Genomic DNA, 24,313 nt, shown 5'->3' on the forward strand with positions numbered 1-24,313 from the left:
GAATTGCTAAAAAACGTTATTAAATAATTGGATGACCGTAAACCGGTTAAGTAAAGGTAAAAGTGAGATACGAAGGTAATATTTATCGTCCACCATTAGAGGCGGACGCTTACATACTGCAATGCACGATTGGCTGTTCCTACAATAAATGCACCTATTGCTCTATGTACAAAGACGTGCGCTACCGAGCAAGGTCTATCGATGAACTGATAGAAGATATTCAGATGGCAAAACGTGCTTTTGGCGCCAATATTAACAAGATAGAAAAAGTATTCCTAAGTGATGGTGATGCAATTTCACTGCCCACCAACATGCTATTAGACATACTGGCAGAGCTGTACGCTGCATTTCCAAACTTAAGCCATGTCAGTACTTATGCTGGCCCACAAAGTACACTGAGTAAGACTCAAGAAGAGTTAACACAATTAAGGCAAGCTGGACTCACTATGACCTATTTAGGAGTTGAATCCGGTTCAGATGAAGTACTCAGTACGATTCGTAAGGGCGTTGGCGCTGAAGAGATGCTTGTCGCAGGCCGTAATATTGTTGCTTCAGGCATCAAACTTGTCGCAATGGTAATGATTGGTATCGGAGGCCGTGGTGACATATCGCAGACTCACATAAAGGAAACTGCGAAATTAATCAATCAGATGAAACCTTATCTACTGGGCACATTAACCACTGTTGCCATTGAGGGCACTGCTTTATGTAGGCAAGTTGCCAAAGGTGAGTTCAATTTGCTCGATCCTTATGAAGTACTAGAAGAGATGAAGATGTTGCTGGAACATATTGAGTTACCAGACCTATATATTGATGGTACTCATGCATCTAATTTATTACCAATAAAAGGCATATTTAAAGATGACAAACTTGACATGCTAGCATCTATAAATAAGTACTTAATCAACAAAGATGAAAGTTTAATTGGTAAAGCTTACGTTGGCCGATTTTAACGTCAGAGATTTTAAAGACAAAGTAATACCTATTCGACATAAAAAGGGCTTTATAATCAGCCCTTTTTTGTTATTAATTCAATCACACATTAATCTCTATCAACTCGCATATTTGTGAGAAATGGGATCGGTAATCACAATGGTGTCACCTCGTAGCATGTAGTTGCCTCCATGCAAGTCCATTACCCCATGGTCATCAATAAAGCTTAGCACCTCAAACAAGGTTTTCAGTAGCTCTTCATATTCGTCAATGATGTTATCTTCAATCACCACAGGCTTGCGCTCTGCGGAATTCATATAGAAATGCGAACGTGGCTCTTGGATCTGCTCAACAAACTCATCGACGCTTTGGACCTCATCGGTAAAAGGCTTCTGTGGATCGGCAAATGGCAATGTCATTGTACGCAAGGTGCCCCAAAGCTTGCCAAAGTCATCATCGTGAAAATGGCTGGGACGGGTAGGCTCTGTACCATCATCGGTGATGTCTTCTAGTCGCTCAAGCACATAAAAGCGCACTACGCGGCCACTGCTTAATTCAACGGTATCTTCACGATGGATGGTGGGAACATGGGGATTATCTTGATTTTCTGGGCGCATACACCAGCGAGCAAACAGGTAGTAGCCATCAATCTTACTGTTGCACAGTTTGACGACTTTGTCTGGCTCTCCAGGCACTTCGTACACCTCGGCGTAGATACCGGAGGCAATTAAATCAAGGTCAGTAAACCGCTCAAGATATATCGATATATCATCAACCCGATGGATCTCCTCTGCGGTCGCTAACGCTTTAATCTCTTTAATCGCATCAAGGTAAGGTTCCATCGGTTAAGCCACCATTTACAGCAAGAAAAATTTAGAACAACGGCAATGACTAACACGCAAACACCAGCAAGCGATACCAACATCGCCCCTAGCTATGCCCTAATGTGTCAGACAATATATCAACAAAACAAATATTGAATGCTCATAAGTTCACCACTAACCATTATCTCGCAGCTTTGGGTAGGTTTGCAACCACCGCTTATTTTTCACTCGTTGTTCAAACAAAGCACGCTTTGCTTTAGAGTTGTGTTGCAACGACAGATCAAACAGGTACTCAGGTTCAAACGGGCTATGTAAACTTATTTCTGCTTGCCCTAATGAATGTGTTGATGCTGTTGATTTTGCTGCGGATATTGATGTTGATACTAATAATGATAACGGATTTGATGTTAATTGGCAGCTCACCCCAACAGCCGTTTGCTTTTCAGGCCAATAGCTCATGGCATCAAGGCTTGATGTATATCCTTTATGCTGGTTACGCAGGTGCATTCTCGCTTGGTTTTTAACTGACCATGGGTACATAGGCGCGATTCGGCTTAGCTCAGCTTCAATTGCAGTATCCTTATCAACGGATAAGTCACTGGGATCAAAATAAATCAGGTCGATATCATTGAGCGGGCTGTGTAAGCTATGTAATTTGTCCCACACCAAATTTCGGACAAAACCTGCCGCTAGCATCCAATCGTTTAGCTTAAGCTGCTCGGCAATTAGCAAAGCATTGAGCCGGTATTCATCTTCAAGTAACCAGAGCTTTATTTGCGTTTCAACGTCTATTTTAATGGTCAAAAGTTTTTCTCAACAAAAGCTTAATAACTGTCATTTCAGTGCTTCCTCCCCATTTGGGTCAATTGGTATTATTAACCGCATCAGCCTATTTTAGGCAATAAAAAAGGAGCCTTAGCTCCTTTTTCTGTGAGGTTGATTTATGGGGCTGGCACCGCTTTCATCAACACCTCGGTGGTGTACTTATTATTGTTAATCACAGGGTAACGATCGTAAGTTTGGAAAATTACCTTCCCCTGATATTGGATCATCGCAACTACGCCATAATGAATACTGTCGTCGATGGTATCTGCTGGCAGTAAAAACTTAAATGGTACAGGTGCTCTGACAATATCAAAGCTCTTTTGCGCCACAATAACACCAGGTGTATCTAGGTCTATAATCGCAATCGTAATCGAACTACCTTGCGGTAAGGCTAACTTTTCAAGATAACCTGCAGCGCCATTGACGACCACTGGCGGCTTTTCTTGAACGGTCACGCACGCGGTTAATACCAACATACACAGCAGTACGAGAATCTTCTTCATTAATGACATCATGTTACTCATCCTATGTTACTCAAATTATGCTTAGGCTTTCTTTGTCATACGGATAAGGCCTTCTTGTGTGGCTGACGCCACCAACTCACCTTGCTGATTAAAAAATTGGCCTCTTACAAAGCCTCTACCACCACTGGCATTAGGGCTGTCAATGCTATAGAGCAACCACTGACTTAAATCAAATGGGCGGTGGAACCACATAGCGTGATCTATGGTCGCCATGCGCATACCAGGCGTCAAAAATGAGACCCCATGTGGCTGGGCTGCGGTCACTAAGAAATTAAAGTCTGATGCATAAGCGAGCAGATAATCGTGGACACAGAAATTATCAGGTACGGTGCCGTTTGCACGGATCCACACATGACGAATAGGTTCAGATGCTTTAGGCGCAATCGGGTCACTTGGGTTAACTAAGCGCATCTCAATCGGAGTGTCCGCCATAAACTTTTCAAGCACTCTCGAGGGCACTTTATCGCGCAGCGTCATCGCTAATTCTTGTTGGTTAAGCAAGCCTTCAGGGCCTGCAACATCTGGCATTATCGCTTGATGTTCATAGCCCTCTTCATGAGTTTGAAACGAACATGTCATGTAAAAGATTGGCCGACCTTTTTGAATAGCTTTGACTCTGCGTGCGCTAAAACTGCCACCATCACGCATAATTTCGACATCATAAACGATGGGGAACTTTTCATCACCGGCACGCAAAAAATAAGAATGTAAAGAATGCACCTTACGATCTGAACACACAGTCTGTTTCGCGGCGCTTAAGGCTTGTCCCATAACTTGCCCACCAAAGACATGTCCAAAACCTAAATCTTGGCTTTGTCCACGAAACAACCCTTCTTCAATCTTCTCTAAAGAAAGTAATGCTAATAGATCATCTAATACTTGGCTCATTTCAACCTAAACACTCAGCTAATTATGGCCATAAGCTTAACTCAAGATCCCCTAACCTAGCCAGCTTTATGCAGTCGCTCAGCTAAACGTCGGCTAATTGGCAACCAGATGAATAACACAAGATGCATACGTAAAATACCGCATCATTCATGCCATTAACCAAAGAGGGTTCAAGTCTTGGTGTGCCCATACGATAGCTTGAGCTTTTTAGATTACTTTAATTGAATATGACGCTGATTAGCCGCAGCCTTTGCCCAAGCAAGCACTTGGGCTTCTCCACTTCGATGGGCTGCTACCGGTTGTGCCATATAAATATCAGACCAGCGCTCAGTGATCACCTCAGGGGTGCATTCTTCGGCATTAAAACGGCTCGGAGAAAACTCAACCAGTGCTGCATGGCTAATGCCGCCCGCAGCAGCCAACAAGTGCTGACCAGATGGACACTTAGAGCTACACAAGTACAACATGGTTGCTGTAACTGTAGTTTTTGAAAATAGGGGCCTTACTGTGGGCGCTAGGTGAGCCGCTGTCATTGATGTGACCGCATGGGGAATAATACTATTGACTGCGATACCGTGCTCTGCGCCCTCTAGGTGAAGGCTATTAACCAAACCCATCACCGCCATTTTGCTCGCGCTGAAACTGGTTTCATACATATCACCATATACAGCACTGGCACTACTCATGACCACACGGCCATAACTTTGGCGCTTCATCAGAGGCCAAACGGCTTTAGTCATGTAGAAGGTACCGTTAAGATCGACATCGAGCTGGTGCTTCCAGTTAGACTGACTCATCTGCTCAAAAGCACAAGGTTGATGTATACCGGCATTATTAATTAAAATATCGACTCGACCCCAGCTTTGCACCACATCATTAAGCATTGTGTCTATGTCGTCGGTACGAGTCACATCCAATATAAACGATTTAAACTCTCCACCTAGGGCTGTAATGGCTTCGCCACAGATTTTAAGCCCCGAATCAGGCTCCAAGTTTAACATCTCGCTGGAGCTAACATCCCTTGTTTGACTCGTTTCGTTATCAACCAAAACGACTCGTGCTCCTCGCTCAGCTAGGGCTATCGCATAGGCTCTTCCTAAGCCTGATGCCGCGCCTGTCACTATCGCGACTTGTCCCTCAAAACGCATAGTTTTCGACCTCTAAACAAATTTGTTCATTACAAATGTAGTCGTTGACTGCTAAGACAGCAGTATCATCTCTACAGCGAGGATTAAAGCGATAATTCTTGAGTTCACTCTAGGGATATAATATTGCATACACTCCTGCCTAACAGATGTGCGCTAGTTCAAAATTATTCAATCCTCCAAACTGAAAAAGGATAATGCTGAGCAATTTGTTAAGCTGACCACTTTTAGGCTCATAAAATCCACTTTTTACAACTTGTTAAATTTGCTATGCTATGCCAACTTTTTTTACCTTTATGTCAACTTTCTTTGACGTAAACCTCTGTAAGTAAATATAACCATGAATCCTTGGATACTTGCCATCCGCCCTCGCACCTTGCCTGCGGCGATTGGACCACTGCTGGTTGGTAACGTACTCGCATTGCAACTTGAGCAATTCAGCTTTTTCATTGCTGTTATTTCAATGCTCTGTGCTCTGCTATTACAAATTGCTGTCAACTTGGCTAATGACTATTTTGACTTTAAAAGTGGCGTCGATACTGAAGAACGTGTGGGCCCAGTTCGTGTCACCCAAAGTGGCATGTTAAGCCCAAAGGCTGTGCGCAATGCGATGACCTTATGTTTGGTACTGGCGTTACTTGTTGGCTCTGTGCTTATCTACCATGGCGGTCTACCGATTGCTTTCTTAGCGGCAGCTGCGATACTTGGCGCCCTTGGCTATAGCGGCGGCCCCTACCCACTGGCTTCCCATGGTTTAGGTGAAGTTGCCGCATTTGTATTTTTCGGCCTTGTTGCAGTTGTCGGCAGTTACTTTCTGCAAGCCGGTGAAACGGCAACCAGCGCATGGCTACTTGGCAGTGCCATCGGCTTTCTAAATGCAGCGATTATGCTAGTGAATAATACTCGCGATATGGAAACTGATCTCAAAGCAGGTAAAAAGACCCTCGCGGTTCGTATGGGTCTAGAACAATCTCGCATCTTCTACCAAAGCTTCTTGTATCTGCCATTTGCGATCATTATTGCAGGCTTCTTTATGGGAGCGCTGCCAGGTTTACCCGTACTGTTAGCTGGACTGGCATTTATTATGGCAAGAACCTTAACGCGTGACTTTAATGACGTCACTGGCGCTGCGTTAAATCCATTACTTGGGCGCACTGCTAAGCTCACTATGATTTTCAGCGCATTATTCAGTCTCGGTCTTCTGGCCGATATTTGGATGGCTTAGCTTAAAGCGTTATCGCCACAGCTAGAAACTAAAAAGCCTATCGATTGATAGGCTTTTTAGTTTCAGCGACACAGAAGCGGTTACACCTTATGCAAGCTGCGATCACCGCTCCAGTTTAAGTGGTATTTCTCACCCGCTGGCTTGTCTGTTCGTTCAAAAGTGTGAGCACCAAAATAATCTCGCTGCCCTTGCAGTAAACTCGCCGGTAAAGTTTCACTACGGTAGCTGTCGTAATAAGCAAGCGCCGAGCTGATACATGGCGCAGGAATACCACTCATCACTGCCGTCGATACAGCCAAGCGCCAATCATTTTGTTTTTCTGACAGCGCGGTTGCAAACGTCTCGGCCATTAACAGGTTCTCAAGCTCACTATCATGCTGATAGGCCTGAGTGATCGACTGCAAGAAGGTGGCACGGATAATACAGCCCGCTCGCCAAATTTTTGCAATTTCAGCAAAATCTAACTGCCAAGCTTGCTCTTTAGCCTGCATCGCCATCAACTGAAAACCTTGGGCGTAACAAGACACTTTTGCACAATAGAGCGCATTTTCAAGCTGGTCGATAAATGTCTGCTTTTCACCGCGGTTAATCGTGGCTAAAAGCACTTCGCTTGGCCCTGATAATACTTGGCTAAGTTGCTGCCTTTGCGCTTTTTGAGTACTGACTGCACGGGCATAAACCGCTTCAGCAATTGTGGGGGCTGGGCAGCCAATTTGTAAACTGCTGACCGCAGTCCAAAGACCCGTGCCTTTTTGGCCAGCCTTATCTAAAATCAAATCAACCAGCGGCGCGCCGGTTAATGGGTCTGCTTGTTTGAGCACATCGGCGCTGATCTGCATTAAGTAGCTATTTAAACTGCCTTGATCCCAGCGCTCAAACACATCCGCTACTTCACTTGGGCTTAATCCTAAACCTTGATTCAGTAATTGATATGCTTCGCAAATGAGCTGCATATCAGCATATTCAATGCCGTTATGCACCATTTTGACGTAATGACCAGAACCCGCAGGCCCAATATAAGTAGTACAAGGTTCGCCTTCTTTGACCGGGTTGCCCGGCTCAAAGCGTTCGATAGGTAAACCTGTTTTAGCATCGACTTTGGCGGCGATGGCTTGCCAAATTGGCTCTATTCTCTTCCAGGCAGTTAAGCTGCCGCTTGGCATCAATGATGGGCCAAAACGTGCACCGACTTCACCGCCAGAAACCGCGCAGCTAAAAAATTGAAAATCATTAGCGTAACGCTGCTCGCGCTCAACCGTATCGGTCCAAAGGCTATTGCCCGTATCGATAACGATATCATCGGCCTCAATACCAGCTTCAATTAATGACTGGCACACACCATCGACCGGAGCACCCGCAGGAACAGACAAAACGAGTACACGCGGCTTATCTAATTTAGATAACATTTCAGAAAGATTGTTACAGGCTTCGATACGGGGTTCAGTTATCTGCTTGAGGTATTGTTTACGTTCGAGTTCTTCTTGCTTAACAGTGTCTTGCACCTTGATATTATCAAGGTCAAATACTGCGACGCGATATTGATTATCCGCTATATTGAGCGCAAGGTTCTTACCCATTACCCCTAAGCCAATCACACCGATATCATAGAGCTGATTTTGGTTATTCATGTCGATTAATTCCGTAGGTCACAGAGGATTACCCATCTATTATTTTGTATAAGCAACAATCGCACCCATTGCTTATTGAGATGACAGGTTTAATTTTGTTGGCGATTATACAGACTTTGGTAACTTAATTACCAGATAAAGCCAAATGCGTTAACATTTATACATTAATCGTGAACAATGAATTTAGTTCAAAAACGAAAAAAACTGAAACCTAAGTTTCAGCTTTTTTCTGCATTTGCAGGTTAATGCCTATCAGTATAAGACCCATCAGCAAGCATCATTCCCCTGACGGCATAAATGCCGACCTACACAAGATCCAGCGATAGCGGCTCAATAGCTTTGTCTTCGCTTTCCTCGCTGCTAGGACTTGCTTTTCCTAGAACCTTCTTTATACATGCGCATCGGCATAGCCCATACGTGTCAGGGTGTTACGAACGATATCTAAGGTTGCAGGATCTTCTATGGTCGCCGGTACATTGTAACTTTGATTATCGGCAATATTACGCATGGTGCCACGCAAAATTTTACCGCTACGGGTTTTAGGCAGTTTTTGCACCGCACTCACTAGCCTAAACGAGGCCACAGGCCCTATCTCTTGACGCACTAAACTCATGAGCTGGTGATTTAAGTCATCATCATTAAGCGTTACACCTTTTTTAAGTACCACTAGTCCTAATGGCACTTGGCCTTTTAAGGGATCTTTAACCCCTATCACCGCCGCTTCAGCAACAGCATCATGCTGGCACAGAACCTCTTCAAAGCGCCCCGTTGACAGTCGATGCCCAGCCACATTAATAATGTCGTCGATGCGGCTCATTATATATAAGTAGCCCTCTTTATCTTTATAGCCCGCATCTCCCGTTAAGTAATAACCGGGGTACATTGACAGATAACTGTCTTTATAACGCTGCTCGTTTTGCCACAAGGTCGTTAACGTTCCCGGTGGCAGCGGCAGTTTAATCACCACATTACCGGATTCATTCGCCTCGACCTCATCGCCCATCACATCAACCACATCAATTTGATAACCGGGCACCGCTAATGCAGGAGAGCCCGCCTTGACCTCGACAGGCGCATATCCCATCAAGTTTGCCGCTACAGGCCAGCCAGTTTCCGTTTGCCACCAATGGTCAATCACAGGCTTTTTAAGCTTGTCTTCAGTCCAGTGCAAGGTATCTGGGTCGCAGCGCTCGCCCGCTAAGAACACATTTCTCAAGCAACTTAAGTCTATGCCCTGTAAATAGTCACCATTGGGGTCATCACGTTTAATCGCCCTAATCGCTGTCGGAGCTGTAAAGAAGCTTTTTACCTTGTATTTAGCAATCGTTCGCCAAAATGCACCAGGGTCCGGCGTACCAATGGGTTTACCTTCATACAAGATACTTGTCGCCCCGACTAATAATGGACCATAGACAATATAGGAGTGACCAACAACCCAGCCGACATCCGATGCGGCCCAAAAAGCATCACCTGCATTAATGTCATAGATGTGCTTCATCGACCAAGCAAGTGCCACCGCATGGCCGCCGTTGTCGCGTACCACGCCTTTTGGTTGGCCTGTGGTGCCTGATGTATACAAAATATAAAGCGGGTCGGTAGCGTCTAAGGGTTGGCAATCGATATTAGGCGCTGCAGCCACCGCTGCCTGCCAATCAATATCTCGATCAGGTTTCAACTCGGCTTCAAGCTGACCTCGGTTTAATATCAAGCAATGGTCGACTTTATGGCTGGCTTGATCTAACGCTGCATCGAGTAGCGGTTTATATGGGATAACCCCTGATGGCTCAATACCGCAAGATGCTGAAAGAATTAGTTTTGGTTTAGCATCATTAATACGGGTCGCAAGTTCATTAGCCGCAAAGCCACCAAACACTACTGAATGAATTGTGCCAATACGTGCGCAGGCTAGCATAGCAAATGCCGTTTCTGGCACCATTGGCATATAAATCACCACTCGGTCGCCCTTTTTCACACCAATAGAGTCCATGTAACCTGCGAGTCGACTCACTTGCGCCTGTAACTCTCTATAAGAGATCCCATATTCAGTGTCAGTTACAGGGCTCACATATTGCAGCGCAATTTGTGAACCTCGACCCGCTGCAACATGTCTATCTACTGCGTTATAACAAGTGTTGAGTTTGCCGCCTTTAAACCAGTGGTAAAATGGCGCCTCACTGTCATCTAGTACGCTATCCCAAGGGGAAAACCAATCGATTTGGCTGGCAGCTTCTGCCCAAAATATCTCTGGTTGGTTAATTGATTTAGCATGTAATTGCTTATTCTTATCTTTCACAATACTGACTCCAGTTTGCTAGATCTCGGTAACATATTGCATCGCTAGCGAGCGTTTTTCGTCCATTTATTACTTAACCGCATTATGCTCTGACGATTAAAAAATCCCCATTAGACCTTAGAATGAGTAGGTGAAATACGCAAAAACACTGCTAACAAAAACCACGAGAATGACACAACTCACTGTTTAAAAGGACTAAATATACAACTCCACGCGTAAAGCAATAAGCCCTATAGCGGTAAATTTAACCTAGTGGCAACCCCGATTGACATTAAAACAAGGGTATCTGACAGGTGTAAACTTTACCTTTACGTAAACTTCATATATCGTGCAATTAATGTAAACAATTATGGTGTTATTTGATGGTAGAGAAGCAGCTCCCACAAACGACATACTCAATCAGTGATCTCTCTAAAGAGTTTGATATCACGACTCGTAGTATTCGTTTTTATGAAGACCAAGGTCTTTTAAAACCAAAGCGCCGTGGTCAAACACGGATCTACAGCCTTAAAGATAGAGTGAGATTGAAGCTTATCTTACGCGGTAAACGGTTAGGCTTTTCATTGGCTGAAACCAGACGTTTATTTGAACTGTACGATGCCGACAAGAATAGCAGTAGTCAGCTACATACCATGCTAGAGCTCGTTGAAGATAAAAAGGTTTCACTTCAACAACAGATGGACGACATCAAAGTCGTACTGATGGAGCTTAATTCGGCTGAACAACAATGCCGCGATGCACTCGAACACAACGCCCAGTAATGGGCTTTTATTTTGCAATGACATTATCTGCAATTGCCATTAATAGAGTAACCCAATAATTATATTAAAATTTCCAAGTATCACGGCATAGATCAGTGAACTTGACTAAACAACATTTGACAGGACACAAGCACATGACTCAACTCTACTCATCTCTAAACTTTGGCCTCGGTGAAGAAGTCGATATGCTGCGCGACGCAGTGCAAAGCTTCGCAGCCAACGAAATCGCACCAATCGCCGCCAAAACAGATCTCGATAACGCTTTTCCTAATGAGCTTTGGCCTGTACTTGGCGATATGGGGCTGCTCGGCGTGACGGTATCTGAAGAGTATGGGGGAGCTGAAATGGGCTACTTGGCCCACGTGGTCGCTATGGAGGAGATCTCGCGCGCTTCAGCATCTATTGGTCTTAGCTACGGCGCGCACTCCAACCTATGTGTTAACCAAATTAACCGCAACGGTAATAGCGAACAAAAAGCCAAGTACTTACCCAAGCTCATCACAGGTGAACACATTGGCGCCCTTGCGATGAGTGAGCCCAATGCGGGATCTGATGTTGTATCAATGAAACTACACGCCCGCAAAGAGGGTGACAGATACATACTCAACGGCAACAAAATGTGGATCACCAACGGTCCTGATGCTCATACCTATGTTATCTATGCCAAAACCGATCTCGATAAAGGTGCCCACGGCATTACGGCATTTATTGTTGAGCGCGGCTCTAAAGGCTTTAGCACGGCGCAGAAGCTAGACAAACTCGGTATGCGCGGCTCAAACACCTGTGAATTGGTATTTGAAGATTGTGAAGTACCAGAAGAGAACATTCTTGGTGGCCTCAACAACGGCGTTAAAGTCTTGATGAGCGGACTTGATTACGAACGCGTGGTGCTGTCTGGTGGCCCGCTTGGGATCATGACAGCCTGTATGGATATCGTCGTGCCTTATATTCACGAGCGTGAGCAATTTGGTAAATCGATTGGTCAATTCCAGCTAGTACAGGGCAAGCTTGCCGATATGTACACCGGCATGAACGCTGCCAAATCTTATATCTACAACGTCGCGAAATCTTGTGATCGCGGCGAAACCACCCGTAAAGATGCAGCAGGTGCAATCCTTTATTCTGCAGAACTTGCCACCAAGATGGCCCTAGATGCCATTCAGCTTCTTGGCGGTAACGGTTATGTCAATGAATACGCCACTGGTCGCTTATTGCGTGATGCCAAGCTGTATGAAATCGGTGCGGGTACCTCTGAAATTCGCCGTATGCTAATTGGCCGTGAGCTATTTAACGAATCAAAGTAATGCTTATGCTCGATATCACGGGTTTATAGCAAAGCATAAGGGCGGTTAGCCGCCTCACTCTTCCAGCTTCAAAAGGATTGAAATTGTGACGCAACTTAGCAGTCGTATTAATACACGTAGCGATGAGTTTAAAGCTAAATTTGATGACATGGCTACAGTGGTTCAAGACTTAAAACTAAAACTACATCAGATTGAGCAAGGCGGCGGAGAAGTCGCCCGTAGCCGTCACCTTTCTCGTGGCAAACTGCTTCCGCGTCAGCGGGTAGAAAAACTGCTGGATCCGGGCTCTCCTTTTCTAGAAATTTCTCAATTTGCCGCCTTTGAGCTTTATGAAGATGTAGTGCCTGCAGCGGGTGTCATCGCAGGTATTGGCCGCGTAAGTGGCGTTGAATGCATGATTATCGCCAACGATGCCACAGTAAAGGGTGGCACCTATTACCCCGTTACCGTTAAAAAGCATCTACGCGCCCAAGATATTGCCAGTCGTTGCCACCTACCTTGTATTTATCTCGTGGACTCTGGCGGCGCGAACCTGCCCCGCCAAGATGAAGTCTTTCCAGATAGAGACCATTTCGGGCGAATTTTCTATAACCAAGCGCAGATGTCAGCCAAAGGCATTCCGCAAATCGCAGTGGTAATGGGGCTTTGCACCGCAGGCGGTGCATATGTGCCCGCCATGGCCGATGAGTCAATCATCGTTAAAGAACAAGGCACCATTTTCTTGGCAGGTCCTCCGCTAGTTAAAGCCGCAACCGGTGAAGAAGTCACAGCAGAGGAGCTAGGCGGCGCTGAAGTGCACACCAAAATTTCGGGCGTAGCGGATCATATGGCGCAAAACGATGAACACGCGCTAGAGCTTGCCCGTAAAGCGGTGACTCGCCTTAATCATCAAAAACAAATTACTGCTCAGCTTAGCCCAGTAAAACCACCTAAATTTGATATCAATGAGCTTTACGGCATCGTAGGCACTGATCTTAAAAAGCCGTTCGATGTAAAAGAGGTGATTGCTCGCCTTGTCGATGACTCAGACTTTGATGAGTTTAAAGCCAATTACGGCAATACCTTAGTGTGTGGCTTTGCCCGCATTCATGGCTATCCGGTAGGGATTGTGGCCAATAACGGCATCTTATTCTCGGAGTCTGCGCAAAAAGGCGCGCACTTTATTGAACTGTGTTGCCAACGCAAAATTCCACTCTTGTTCCTGCAAAATATCACCGGTTTTATGGTGGGTAAAAAATACGAACATGAAGGCATAGCAAAACACGGCGCAAAAATGGTGACTGCGGTGTCTTGCGCTAACGTACCTAAATTTACCGTCATTATTGGCGGTAGCTACGGCGCGGGTAATTACGGCATGTGTGGCCGTGCATTTGAGCCCACTATGATGTGGATGTGGCCCAATGCCCGCATATCCGTAATGGGTGGAGAACAAGCCGCGGGCGTATTAGCAACGGTTAAACGTGACGGGCTGGCACGTAAGGGCCTTGAGTGGTCTGATGATGAAGAACAAGCATTCCGTAAACCCATTGTTGAGCAATACGATAAAGAAGGTCATCCGTACCATGCCAGCGCCCGCTTATGGGACGATGGGATTATCGATCCGGTTCAAACCCGTGATGTAGTTGGTTTAGCGCTTTCAGCCGCGCTAAATGCTCCAATTGAAGACACTAAGTTTGGTGTATTTCGCATGTAATGGCAGTTTGCCATTTAAGCCAAAAACCATCGACTCAGACAATAAAATGGACCAACAATAATGAATACATCAGTCACCACAGACACCGAACAACTGACCGAGCAATTAGCATATGTAAACTGCTCAGTCGATGGCGGCGTGGCGCAAATGGTGCTCGACCGCAGCGATAAGCATAACGCCTTTGATGAAGTGATGATTAAGGAAATGATCACAGTACTTGAACACTTCGCCGTCAATCCAAAGTGCCAAGTATTAGTGCTTAAAGCCAACGGTAAAAACTTCAGCGCTGGCGCCGATCTTAACTGGATGCGCAAGCAAGCCAAGATGGATTTTGAGCAGAACTTAGCTGACGCCAACGAGCTGGCAAAACTGATGTCAGTACTCGATAAATTTCCTAAACCCACGATTGCACTCGTACAAGGGGCAGCCTTTGGCGGTGCACTCGGGCTTATTTGCTGCAGCGATATCGCCATTGCCAATGAGCGCGCCAGCTTTTGCTTGAGTGAAGTCAAACTGGGTTTAATTCCTGCAGTGATTAGCCCTTATGTCACTCGCGCGATGGGCCAACGCGCTGCGCGCCGTTACATGCTCACCGCTGAGCGGTTCAATGCGCAAAAAGCACTTGAGCTACAGATCATCCATGAGATTAATGACGAACTCGATGCGGCCGCCACCCCCATCATTGAATCACTACTGAGTAACAGTCCACAGGGTATGGCCTGGGCTAAGGCGCTACTTTCCACCCTAGAAAATGGCGTTATCGATCAAACAACGTTAGATCGCACTAGCGAGCGGATCGCCCGTATTCGTGTTTCAGATGAAGGGCAAGAAGGCCTTAATGCCTTCTTTGAAAAGCGCCCGCCAAAATGGCCAACAACGACCGACTTTAACGCGGCAACAAAAAATAATAACCAAACCGCCAGCGGGCAAGGAGCCAAATAATATGTTTACTAAACTGCTAATTGCCAATCGCGGCGAAATTGCCTGCCGGATCATACAAACCGCAAAATCCATGGGTTTACGCACTGTTGCTTTGTATTCAGATGCCGATATCGACGCCCGCCACGTTGCTATGGCAGATGAGGCGTTTTATTTAGGTGGCAGCGCGCCTGCGGAGTCTTATCTTAAAGGTGAGTTGATTATTGAAATCGCCAAACGCTCTGGTGCACAAGCGATTCACCCAGGTTATGGTTTTCTATCTGAAAACGCTGAATTTGCCCTAAAATGCGAGCAAGCCAATATCGCCTTTGTTGGCCCCAGTGCAGCGGCAATTGACTCCATGGGCAGTAAAAGCGCCGCCAAAGAGATCATGGGCGCAGCCAATGTACCGCTGGTCCCTGGTTATCACGGTGATGCTCAAGACGATGATTTGCTCGTCATACAAGCCAATAAGATGGGCTTTCCTCTGCTGATCAAAGCCGCCTTTGGAGGCGGTGGTAAAGGCATGCGCATTGTTGAAAACAGTAGTGAAACCCTTGAGGCTATTCACTCAGCAAGACGTGAAGCCATTAGCTCTTTTGGTAACGACAAGCTCCTGATGGAGCGCTACCTGCGTCAGCCGCGCCATGTTGAAGTACAAGTGTTTGCCGACAGCCATGGTAACTGTATCTACCTGTCTGATCGTGACTGCTCAATTCAACGTCGTCATCAAAAAGTCGTCGAAGAAGCCCCCGCTCCAGGTTTAAGTGATGCGCTCAGAATCAAAATGGGCGAAGCGGCGGTTGCCGCAGCCAAAGCGATTGATTATGAAGGCGCCGGCACCGTCGAATTCCTGCTTGATACCGACGACAGTTTCTACTTTATGGAGATGAATACTCGCCTTCAAGTAGAGCATCCGGTCACAGAGTTAGTCACAGGCCAAGACTTAGTTAAATGGCAATTAATGGTTGCCAGTGGCAGTGAGTTGCCACTTAAACAAGATGAAGTGCGAATTGAAGGCCATGCCTTTGAGGTGCGCATTTACGCCGAAGATCCGCACAATGACTTTCTACCCGCTAGCGGAAAACTCAATTTTTTACGCGAACCTAAGCAAAGCCAATTTGTGCGTATCGACTCCGGCGTGCGTGAAAACGATGTGATCAGTAACTTTTACGACCCGATGATCTCCAAGCTAATCACTTGGGATGAATCACGCCCTCGCGCGCTGCAACGTTTAGTACACGCCTTAGATGACTATCAAATCAGTGGCCTTAAACACAATATTGAATTTTTAGCCAATATTGCCAAGCACACGGCATTTAAGGATGCCAACTTTAGCACCGACTTTATCGAGCGCTATGGCGATTCACTGTTAACACCAGCAGCGGACTCTAATAACAGCAATGTAGCATTAAGTTTAGCGGCGCTTTATCAGTTATGTGCCCGTAAACAGCAAGCACAATTAGCAGCTAACGCTAGCCATGATCCCTACTCACCTTGGCATCAAAATAATGGCTTTAGGTTAAATAGTGCCAGTCAGCATCAAGTGGCGTTGTTAGATGATAACCATGAGATTAACCACCTTGATTTAATCGAGACCCAAATCGCAGGTCAGTCGCAATATCAGCTACAGCTTGATGACTGCCTAATCACCCTTACTGGCGCATTAGTCGCTGAGACGCTGCATGCTGAGATCAGCCTGCAAAAACTCGATAATGAAAACACAGAGCAAACGTTTAGTAAGAGTCGTTGCGATAAAGCTAACGGACATAAAATCAGCCTTCCAGTGAGCCAAGTAGGCGATGACTTTACCCTGTTTATCGACTCAAAAAGCTATCACTACCGCGCACTGCTATCAGAAGTCATCGAAGAACAAGATAATCTTGAAGATAAACTAAAAGCGCCAATGAACGGCACCATTGTGACTCAACTTGTCGCTGTGGGTGATAGCGTCAAAGCCGGCCAAGGCATCATGGTGATGGAAGCCATGAAGATGGAATACACAATAGAAAGCCCATTTGACGGCATCGTCAGTGCGTTTTTCTTCGAAGCAGGTGAACTGGTCAGCGATGGCATGTTACTCGCCGAAGTTGAAGCAGAAGTAAACCCTGAAAAGGAAGAGGCCGGATGAAGATGACTAATGCAATAAACGCCATTGAATCCCCGTTTGACGGCATTGTCAGCGCATTTTTCTTTGAGGCCGGTGAACTGGTTAGCGACGGTATGTTACTCGCTGAGGTTGAAGCTACCGAAGTTGAATCAGCTAAAACTGAGGAAAGTGCATAAATGGCTTCCTACCCACATCAAGTCAGTATCTTTGAAGTCGGCGCCCGCGATGGGCTGCAAAATGAAAAGCCGGTCACCACTCAAGAAAAAATAGTACTTATTGAAGATTTAGCCGCTGCGGGTATTAAACGTATCGAAGCGGCTAGCTTTGTATCACCTAAATGGGTGCCGCAGATGGCAGACTCTGGTGATGTGCTTAAGGGCATAGCACGAAAGACAGGCGTTACCTACAGCGCTCTGACACCCAATTTAAAAGGCTTGGAACTTGCGCTTGACGCTGACGCCGATGAAGTTGCCATTTTTGGCGCAGCTTCAGAAAGCTTTAGCCAAAAGAACATCAACTGTTCAATTGCTGAGTCTATCGAGCGCTTCAGGCCAGTTATGGAGCTGGCTAAAGCGAGAAACGTGCCTGTTCGCGGTTACGTATCTTGCACCTTAGGCTGCCCATATGAAGGTGATATTGCGGTTAGCGAAGTCGCACGTGTGTCTGAATTACTTTACAAAATGGGCTGCTATGAGATTTCTCTTGGCGACACCATTGGTGTTGGCACACCGCTTAATGCCCGTAGAATGGTTGCAGCGGTGGCGAAAGCCGTACCTGTAGACAAACTGGCATTACATTTCCATGATACCTACGCCCAAGCGCTAGCCAACATTCTGGCCTGCTTAGAAACCGGCGTCAGTGTGATTGATTCATCGGTCGCGGGCCTTGGCGGATGCCCTTACGCTAAGGGTGCTTCAGGTAACTTAGCCACTGAAGACTTAGTATATATGCTGCATGGGCTTGGCATAGAAACAGGAATAGACCTAACTAAACTGGTTGATGCTGGTAACAAGATAAGCCTCGCCCTTGGCCGCCAGTCTGGATCGAAAGTGGCTAGAGCGATTAGCGAATAAAAAGAAGGTTCTAGGTTCTAGGTTCTAGGTTCTAGGTTCTAGGTTCTAGGTTCTAGGTTCTAGCATCGGACAGAATAAGGAGATAACAGTAATGGCAGGACTAAATAGAGAGCTAAATCAACAGCCAAATAAAGGGCTAAATAAAGTCGTCAGCAGTTACGAAGAAGCGCTCGCTGGCCTAAGCAATGATATGACCGTAATGGTCGGCGGCTTTGGCTTATGTGGTATTCCTGAAGGCTTAATCGCACAAATGGTGAAAATGGGTGTCACTGGACTTACCGCAATCTCAAATAATGCTGGCGTAGACGACTTTGGTTTAGGCCTACTATTAAAAAGCCGTCAAATCGATACCATGATCGCCTCATATGTGGGTGAAAACGCCACCTTCGAGCAGCAGATGTTATCCGGCGAGCTTAACGTTATCTTGACGCCACAAGGCACCTTGGCTGAAAAAATTCGCGCCGGTGGTGCGGGCATTCCGGCATTCTTTACCGCTACTGGCTACGGTACACCCGTGGCCGAAGGCAAAGAGACCCGTGAAATTGATGGTCGTCACTATGTGTTAGAGCCTGCACTAAAAGCGGATTTCGCGCTTGTTCGCGCTTGGAAAGCCGACACCATGGGTAACTTAGTTTTCCGCAAAACCGCCGCTAACTTTAACCCTATGATGGCAACCGCTGGCAAGATAACAGTGGTAGAAGCTGAGCATATTGTTGAGCCTGGTGAACTTGACCCTGACCATATCCATACCCCGGGTATTTACGTCAACCGCGTTATTCAAGGTAAGTTTGAAAAACGCATTGAGCAACGCACGGTCAAACCTGACTCGGGTTCAAAAACTGAATCAGACACCAAAGCATAAGGAGGCAACACCATGGCATTATCAAGAGAACAACTGGCGCAACGTGTTGCTAAAGAGCTGCAAGATGGCTTTTACGTCAACTTAGGTATTGGGATCCCCACCTTAGTGGCCAACTATATTCCTGAGGGCATAGACGTGATGCTGCAATCAGAAAATGGTTTATTAGGTATGGGAGAGTTCCCTACCGAAGAAACCATTGATGCTGACCTTATCAACGCTGGTAAGCAAACGGTTACCGCTGTGGATGGCGCGTCATTCTTTTCATCAAGCGAAAGCTTTGCCATGATCCGCGGAGGCCATGTGGATCTCACTGTACTGGGCGCATTTGAAGTGGACGAGCAAGGCTCTATCGCCTCTTGGATGATCCCAGGAAAACTGATTAAAGGCATGGGCGGCGCGATGGATTTGGTCGCTGGCGCTGACAATATTATCGTCACCATGATGCACGCCGATAAAAAAGGTAACTCTAAGCTACTGCCTAAATGCGAGCTACCACTTACCGGCTATGGCTGCATCAAGCGGGTATTAACCGATTTAGCTTTTTTAGAAATCAAAGACGGCGCCTTTCATCTGCTAGAGCGTGCACCGGGCGTATCGGTAGAGGAAATAGTTTCTAAAACAGCAGGTAAGCTTGTGGTTCCAGAGCATGTACCAGAGATGATTTTTTAACGGCTCATTTTCTAAAAAAATGTGCTTTAAGGGCTTTTAGTCAAAAATAAGTTCGTTAAAACGGCAGCTATAACACCCATCATCAAAAAACGCAGCTCACTATAAGCTGCGTTTTTTGATGTAATGTTCAATTTAACAGTAATGGGTAAACGACAATAGATAGGGACTTGTCATGTCAAAGGTGATCTTAAAAGGGTTTATTTTAGTTCCACAGCCCGAGCTTGCAGCAATTAAAAATGAGCTCGTTAATCATAAGCGGTTGACCCTAAAGGAGGAAGGCTGCCTTCTATTTGAAGTGACACAAAGCAGGGACAACCGCTGCCGATTTGATGTCCATGAAGAGTTTGTCGATAAGTGCTCATTCGAGCATCATCAAGCAAGAGTCAGGTCATCATATTGGGGTAAGCTTACGGTCAATGTAGAGCGTCATTACTAAATTTTTGAGTAAGCTATTATTAAGTAAGCTATTGTTAAAACCCCGCCCTCACAGTGCCACTACGATCGTGGAAATGTTGAACAGCACGATAAATGGCTGAGAGATGAACTTGCAACGTTTACAAGTTCATATAAAGATACGTGCTTATTTGGCTTTGCCCTTCTCCGTAATAGGTTGATCAGCTTGCTTATCAGTTTGTGTATCTGTGATTGGTAACTGACTCAGGGCATTCGTCTCAGCCAGCTTTGACTCACACTGATAGGCATTAGCCATCATGGTTACAGAGCCCATAAAGCCTAACGGTTCGTAGAGATAAATAGTGTCAGCACCAAGCTTGGCAGCCTTAATACGCATTTCATTTAATGTGCCCCACACCATATCTTTATCGGCATGTAGCCAATAATCATAAAAATGACCTTGAGAACCAATTACAGTGCCTTTATGAGCGCAGCCAAGTAACGCATCAGTGTCATCCCACAATACTTTTACAGTGTTAGATTCATCCGTTGGAAAGGTAATACAAGCGGTAAGGCTTGAGCACATCAGTGCGATGGCGGCCAGTTTTACAAGTTTCATGGTTTACAGTCAAAATTAAAAGGGAGGCGATAATATAGACTTTACTTCCTTAAGGGAATCCCCCTTCGATGACATTTTTATACAAGGTGATCTTGCTAACAAGAGCGCTTTACTCTCCGGCTTAGCGCAAGTTATCTAACCACTGCTTGATAACGGGTCTAACGGCAGGGTTAACAACGACGCCCATATGAGTCACATCATTTAGCAAGATGACTTCAGCGCGAGTGTACTTTGAGATCTCCGGCTCAAACTGCTCGGCAAAAAATGCTTCATCCGCCGTGCCAACCACGACTAATAATGGCTGCGTTATCGAACTGAGCTCTTTCTTATAGTTACCCGGTGCATAAGCGGTATTAAGGCGATGGGTGTATGACAAGGTTTCAGTTCCGTTACGGACCTCTTGTGGCATATTGAAATCAATCGCTGTTAAGTAATCCAATCCATGAATGCCGACATTATTTAACATGCTTAGCCCAGCAATTCGTAAGGTATAAGGGAGTGCCCAACCACCAGAGTTAGGCCGCATACTTGGCGCGTTATACTTAAGATAAGGAGACAGTAAAATATAGCCATCGGCTTGCTTACCATAGCGACTTCCACCAAAGCGAATCGCGAGCCCACCTCCGGATGAATGTCCTGCCACAATGAGTGTACAGTCAGGATTATCCCTCTTAATGACCTCAATCAGATCGGCTAAGTCATCTTCAAATTGACCAATGTAATCAACATCTCCCCGCCTTCTTGGGGCTTGCCCATGGCCTCGAAGATCTGGCGTGTATACCTGGGCAATGCCTTCACCACTTATAAAGTTAGCTAAGGGAAACAGATACTGACTATGCCAGCCAGAACCATGCAAAAGAATAATGATCTTGTCAGATTGAGCTCGGTAATGACGATACGGTAATCGCTCACCATCTCTTGCTTGATAGGTTTTTAGCTTTGGCGGTTCAGCCTTGGTGGTAGCCGACTTATCAAAGGATAATTGCTCGAAAGCTGGCTCATCGGAAGCTAACCCATCAAACGCTAGCTCATCGAAAGACAGGGTGCTTTTAGGCACGTCTTGCTTGATCCACTTGCCCAAAATAATGCAGAGTAAGGCGATGGCAAAATACATCACAACGGAAATGAATATGAAGTTTACAATATTTAACAACACCGCCTCCATCTATCCTCCAAGCTTTTCAGCTAATTCATCGAAATAACAATAAAACCAACTATTAGAATGTAGTACACAAAGGTAATTTTCTCCCATGGACGCTAATCTCAAAAACCAAGTTCACTTTTACGTCATATACTTAATCAAATATGGGTTTGAAACATTAAGAGCGCCTAAAAATCGAGTTTAGCACTTACAAAAGTGAGACATAGATGAAGCACAGTACCGTTAACGGATTTACCCTCATTGAATTAGTTGTCGTAATCATCATTCTTGGCATACTCAGTGTCATTGCCCTTCCAAAATTTATCTCTTTTGAAGATGAATCTCGTGATACGGTGATGCAACAAGCTCTGGCCTCAGTTAAAAGCGCCATCAGTCTTGTTCGAGCCAAAGGCAGCGTAGCTTCAGCCAAAGACTGCAAATCTAGCAATAGCCAAGTGCGATCTTTTAAGTCAGTAGAAATCAATAATGTGCAAATCTGCGTCGACCCAAAACAAGGGTATCCCTATTTCGATCTATTTCGCTACGGAACAGATTCAGACCAAATCAATGCCATATTGGATTTAGATAATAACTTTGATCAGGTTTGGTGGTCGGGAGGGTTTTACTTATACCCTAAAGGGATCACTGACGATCAATCTATCAATTGCTATATTTTTTACGACTTTGAAACTAAGACAACTGAAATGGTAAACACTGATTGCTAGATATTCGAAGAAGACAATGGCCTCTCCACTCCCCTCTAAAGCTCACGTTGATTGTGTATAAGGCTTGCACAACCAAAGAGTCATACACACGCTGCAGATAAACCTGTTGACGCGATAAGTATGCCACTGTGACTTATATTAATATGGTTAATCACAACACAAAAAAATCCGGGAAGTTGGCTCCCGGATTTTTGAGACTGTAACTCATTTTGTGTAACGGCAGTTAAAGACTATTCACCGCCATTGGTTGCCTTGTATTCGGCTTCCCACTTAGGCACGACTTTCTCGATAAAGATGGCTTTGTCAGCATTCATCTTATCCATATCCATACCCAAGAAAGCCTGCGCTTTCGCTTCGGTCGAAATATCTGGAATAACAACAGCGGTCTTAACACCTTGAGCGGCTAATACTTTTGCAAGCTTACCGCGGGCTTCAGAGGTTTTAACTAATGAGGTCTCTAAGATTCGAAGACCCTCTTCAGGCGCATGAGCGGCAATACCATGAGAGGCAATAGCAAAATCCCAGCGCCACTGAGCATGACGGATATCGGTTAACGCCGCGGCCATTTGCTGCTCTGTCGCTCCCGCTTTCCAGGCTGCTTCAGCCTCAAAATGCGCTTTTACTAACTCCCCTTCAGCCTTAAGCTTAAGGGTATTAACCTTGTCTTTATTGGCCTGTACTAGCCCTTGTAATTGATCTTTGGTTTGTTCGTGACAATTTGCACAGGTAAATTCAAATTTATCAAACGGATTACCAACATTATGGTCGGTGTATTCCTTACCCTCTGCATCGGTTATCCGTGGCATATGACAATCAGTACAAGAGACGCCCATCTCACCATGAATTCCCTTTGCAGTAGTCTCATAGCCTGGATGTTGAGCTTTTAACATGGGTGCTTTAGATAGTTGATGGGTCCAGTCTTTAAATTTCAGCTTGTCATAGTAAGCTTCCATCTCTTCAACAGAGGTACCATCATCCCAAGGAAATTTTACCCAATTTGGTTGTTCGGCTGTTTTTTCAAAGTAGTACTCCACATGGCACTGGCCGCAGACCATATTTTGTTTTTCGCTCTTCTCTGCCTTGTCAAATGGTGTGCCTATTGCAGCGAATGCGCGTTCGGCAAAGGGTCGTGCGATTCTCAACTTAGAAGTTCCCGGCTTATGACAGTCGGCGCAACCTAATACATTAACAATTTCAGGGCCACCTTTAGCCCATTTACCCTTAAAGTACTCAGCCTCCCCCTCACCTTCAATCAATCGGGGGACATCAGGGCTTTTACAGCTCCAGCATGCCATCGGCATAGGGCCTTCATCCGCTTTCATCGGAGCTCCGGTTCTTAATGTGCTCCTGATATCTGTAATCACATACTGGTGCCCTCTAGGTGCGTTGTAATCCTTGGAGAAACCATAACCCGCCCAAAGGATAACCAAGTTAGGATCGGCAGCTAATGCATTGGTAACCTCTTTACTCTCAGCCGTTTTTTGCCAGCTTTGATATTGCTTAGGAAAGCGCTTCTCGTACTGGGCATTATCTGCAGGATTCGTTTTTGCCACCACAGCGCTGCTTAACATTCCAATGCAAACTCCTGCGATCAAGGAAACTTTGTATGCTTTCATAGGGTATCCATCCATTATGTAAGGCTATTTAGATATATAAAATGTAGTCGCTGGAACCACGTTGTCAAAAGCTACAGCAAATTAATTTCCTTTTTATTTTCAACGAAGATGTTGAAAGAAGTGCGATGAACGACACTCTTAAAA

23 protein-coding genes are annotated in these 24,313 nt (G+C 45.5%); 13 read left to right on the plus strand and 10 right to left on the minus strand.

The window, feature by feature from the left end:
- Positions 1-62 precede the first annotated feature (62 nt).
- Entirely contained in the window at positions 63-953 is an 891-nt protein-coding gene (locus tag ACVBIU_RS08995; protein ID WP_447163570.1) for a radical SAM protein, read from the plus strand.
- A 99-nt stretch (positions 954-1,052) separates the two neighbouring features.
- Here the strand turns inward: ACVBIU_RS08995 and ACVBIU_RS09000 are convergent, their stop codons facing one another.
- From ACVBIU_RS09000 to ACVBIU_RS09020, 5 genes are all read right to left on the minus strand, one after another.
- The gene (locus ACVBIU_RS09000; protein WP_447163571.1) at positions 1,053-1,775 is read right to left on the minus strand and encodes a hypothetical protein; all 723 of its coding nucleotides are present in this window, start codon (positions 1,773-1,775) and stop codon (positions 1,053-1,055) included.
- A gap of 156 nt (positions 1,776-1,931) precedes the next feature.
- Complete coding sequence (locus ACVBIU_RS09005) at positions 1,932-2,561, minus strand: nucleotidyltransferase family protein (RefSeq protein WP_447163572.1); 630 nt, start codon at positions 2,559-2,561, stop codon at positions 1,932-1,934.
- A gap of 137 nt (positions 2,562-2,698) precedes the next feature.
- Positions 2,699-3,097: a YbaY family lipoprotein gene (locus ACVBIU_RS09010; RefSeq protein ID WP_447163573.1), complete on the minus strand. Its 399-nt coding sequence runs from the start codon at positions 3,095-3,097 to the stop codon at positions 2,699-2,701.
- A 30-nt stretch (positions 3,098-3,127) separates the two neighbouring features.
- Entirely contained in the window at positions 3,128-3,994 is an 867-nt protein-coding gene (gene tesB / locus ACVBIU_RS09015; RefSeq protein ID WP_447163574.1) for an acyl-CoA thioesterase II, read from the minus strand.
- Between the two features lie 212 nt (positions 3,995-4,206).
- On the minus strand, positions 4,207-5,142 hold the full coding sequence (locus ACVBIU_RS09020; protein ID WP_447160522.1) for an SDR family NAD(P)-dependent oxidoreductase: 936 nt from the start codon (positions 5,140-5,142) through the stop codon (positions 4,207-4,209).
- 337 nt (positions 5,143-5,479) lie between these two features.
- Here ACVBIU_RS09020 and ACVBIU_RS09025 point away from each other — a divergent pair, with 337 nt between their 5' ends.
- Positions 5,480-6,364, plus strand: coding sequence for a 1,4-dihydroxy-2-naphthoate polyprenyltransferase (locus tag ACVBIU_RS09025; protein WP_447160523.1), 885 nt, complete (start codon positions 5,480-5,482; stop codon positions 6,362-6,364).
- An 80-nt stretch (positions 6,365-6,444) separates the two neighbouring features.
- Here ACVBIU_RS09025 and gndA read toward each other — a convergent pair whose 3' ends face one another.
- Positions 6,445-7,992, minus strand: a complete 1,548-nt coding sequence (gene gndA / locus ACVBIU_RS09030; RefSeq protein ID WP_447160524.1) for an NADP-dependent phosphogluconate dehydrogenase — start codon at positions 7,990-7,992, stop codon at positions 6,445-6,447.
- 388 nt (positions 7,993-8,380) lie between these two features.
- Positions 8,381-10,285: a propionyl-CoA synthetase gene (locus ACVBIU_RS09035; protein WP_447163575.1), complete on the minus strand. Its 1,905-nt coding sequence runs from the start codon at positions 10,283-10,285 to the stop codon at positions 8,381-8,383.
- 362 nt (positions 10,286-10,647) lie between these two features.
- Between ACVBIU_RS09035 and ACVBIU_RS09040 the strand changes: the two genes are divergently transcribed.
- From ACVBIU_RS09040 to ACVBIU_RS09085, 10 genes are all read left to right on the plus strand, one after another.
- The gene (locus ACVBIU_RS09040) at positions 10,648-11,046 is read left to right on the plus strand and encodes a MerR family transcriptional regulator (protein WP_447160526.1); all 399 of its coding nucleotides are present in this window, start codon (positions 10,648-10,650) and stop codon (positions 11,044-11,046) included.
- A gap of 134 nt (positions 11,047-11,180) precedes the next feature.
- Positions 11,181-12,350 (plus strand): isovaleryl-CoA dehydrogenase, encoded by a 1,170-nt coding sequence (locus tag ACVBIU_RS09045; RefSeq protein ID WP_447160527.1) that lies wholly within the window; start codon positions 11,181-11,183, stop codon positions 12,348-12,350.
- Between the two features lie 85 nt (positions 12,351-12,435).
- Positions 12,436-14,043, plus strand: coding sequence for a carboxyl transferase domain-containing protein (locus tag ACVBIU_RS09050; RefSeq protein WP_447160528.1), 1,608 nt, complete (start codon positions 12,436-12,438; stop codon positions 14,041-14,043).
- Between the two features lie 60 nt (positions 14,044-14,103).
- Complete coding sequence (locus ACVBIU_RS09055) at positions 14,104-14,985, plus strand: enoyl-CoA hydratase-related protein (protein ID WP_447160529.1); 882 nt, start codon at positions 14,104-14,106, stop codon at positions 14,983-14,985.
- Position 14,986: 1 nt separating this feature from the next.
- Positions 14,987-17,092 carry an ATP-binding protein gene (locus tag ACVBIU_RS09060; protein WP_447163576.1) on the plus strand — a complete coding sequence of 702 codons (2,106 nt, stop codon included), beginning with the start codon at positions 14,987-14,989 and terminating at the stop codon, positions 17,090-17,092.
- Complete coding sequence (locus ACVBIU_RS09065; protein WP_447163577.1) at positions 17,089-17,247, plus strand: 3-methylcrotonyl-CoA carboxylase; 159 nt, start codon at positions 17,089-17,091, stop codon at positions 17,245-17,247. The genes ACVBIU_RS09060 and ACVBIU_RS09065 overlap by 4 nt, the downstream gene beginning before the upstream one ends.
- A complete protein-coding gene (locus ACVBIU_RS09070; protein WP_447163578.1) occupies positions 17,248-18,144 on the plus strand; it encodes a hydroxymethylglutaryl-CoA lyase in 897 nt (298 codons plus the stop codon).
- A gap of 91 nt (positions 18,145-18,235) precedes the next feature.
- Positions 18,236-19,006, plus strand: a complete 771-nt coding sequence (locus ACVBIU_RS09075) for a CoA transferase subunit A (protein WP_447160533.1) — start codon at positions 18,236-18,238, stop codon at positions 19,004-19,006.
- 12 nt (positions 19,007-19,018) lie between these two features.
- Complete coding sequence (locus tag ACVBIU_RS09080; RefSeq protein ID WP_447163579.1) at positions 19,019-19,675, plus strand: 3-oxoacid CoA-transferase subunit B; 657 nt, start codon at positions 19,019-19,021, stop codon at positions 19,673-19,675.
- A gap of 172 nt (positions 19,676-19,847) precedes the next feature.
- A complete protein-coding gene (locus tag ACVBIU_RS09085; protein WP_447163580.1) occupies positions 19,848-20,111 on the plus strand; it encodes a putative quinol monooxygenase in 264 nt (87 codons plus the stop codon).
- 144 nt (positions 20,112-20,255) lie between these two features.
- Here ACVBIU_RS09085 and ACVBIU_RS09090 read toward each other — a convergent pair whose 3' ends face one another.
- Together ACVBIU_RS09090 and ACVBIU_RS09095 are read right to left on the minus strand one after the other, a co-directional pair.
- Positions 20,256-20,687, minus strand: a complete 432-nt coding sequence (locus ACVBIU_RS09090; protein WP_447160536.1) for a DUF4156 domain-containing protein — start codon at positions 20,685-20,687, stop codon at positions 20,256-20,258.
- A gap of 121 nt (positions 20,688-20,808) precedes the next feature.
- Positions 20,809-21,843 carry an alpha/beta hydrolase gene (locus ACVBIU_RS09095; RefSeq protein WP_447163594.1) on the minus strand — a complete coding sequence of 345 codons (1,035 nt, stop codon included), beginning with the start codon at positions 21,841-21,843 and terminating at the stop codon, positions 20,809-20,811.
- Between the two features lie 212 nt (positions 21,844-22,055).
- Between ACVBIU_RS09095 and ACVBIU_RS09100 the strand changes: the two genes are divergently transcribed.
- On the plus strand, positions 22,056-22,553 hold the full coding sequence (locus ACVBIU_RS09100) for a type II secretion system protein (RefSeq protein ID WP_447163581.1): 498 nt from the start codon (positions 22,056-22,058) through the stop codon (positions 22,551-22,553).
- A gap of 230 nt (positions 22,554-22,783) precedes the next feature.
- On the opposite strand, the gene nrfA is transcribed toward ACVBIU_RS09100, so the two are convergent.
- Complete coding sequence (nrfA, locus tag ACVBIU_RS09105) at positions 22,784-24,169, minus strand: ammonia-forming cytochrome c nitrite reductase (RefSeq protein WP_447160538.1); 1,386 nt, start codon at positions 24,167-24,169, stop codon at positions 22,784-22,786.
- Positions 24,170-24,313: the final 144 nt, after the last annotated feature.

The sequence above is a fragment of the Shewanella sp. 30m-14 genome, from assembly GCF_052977125.1.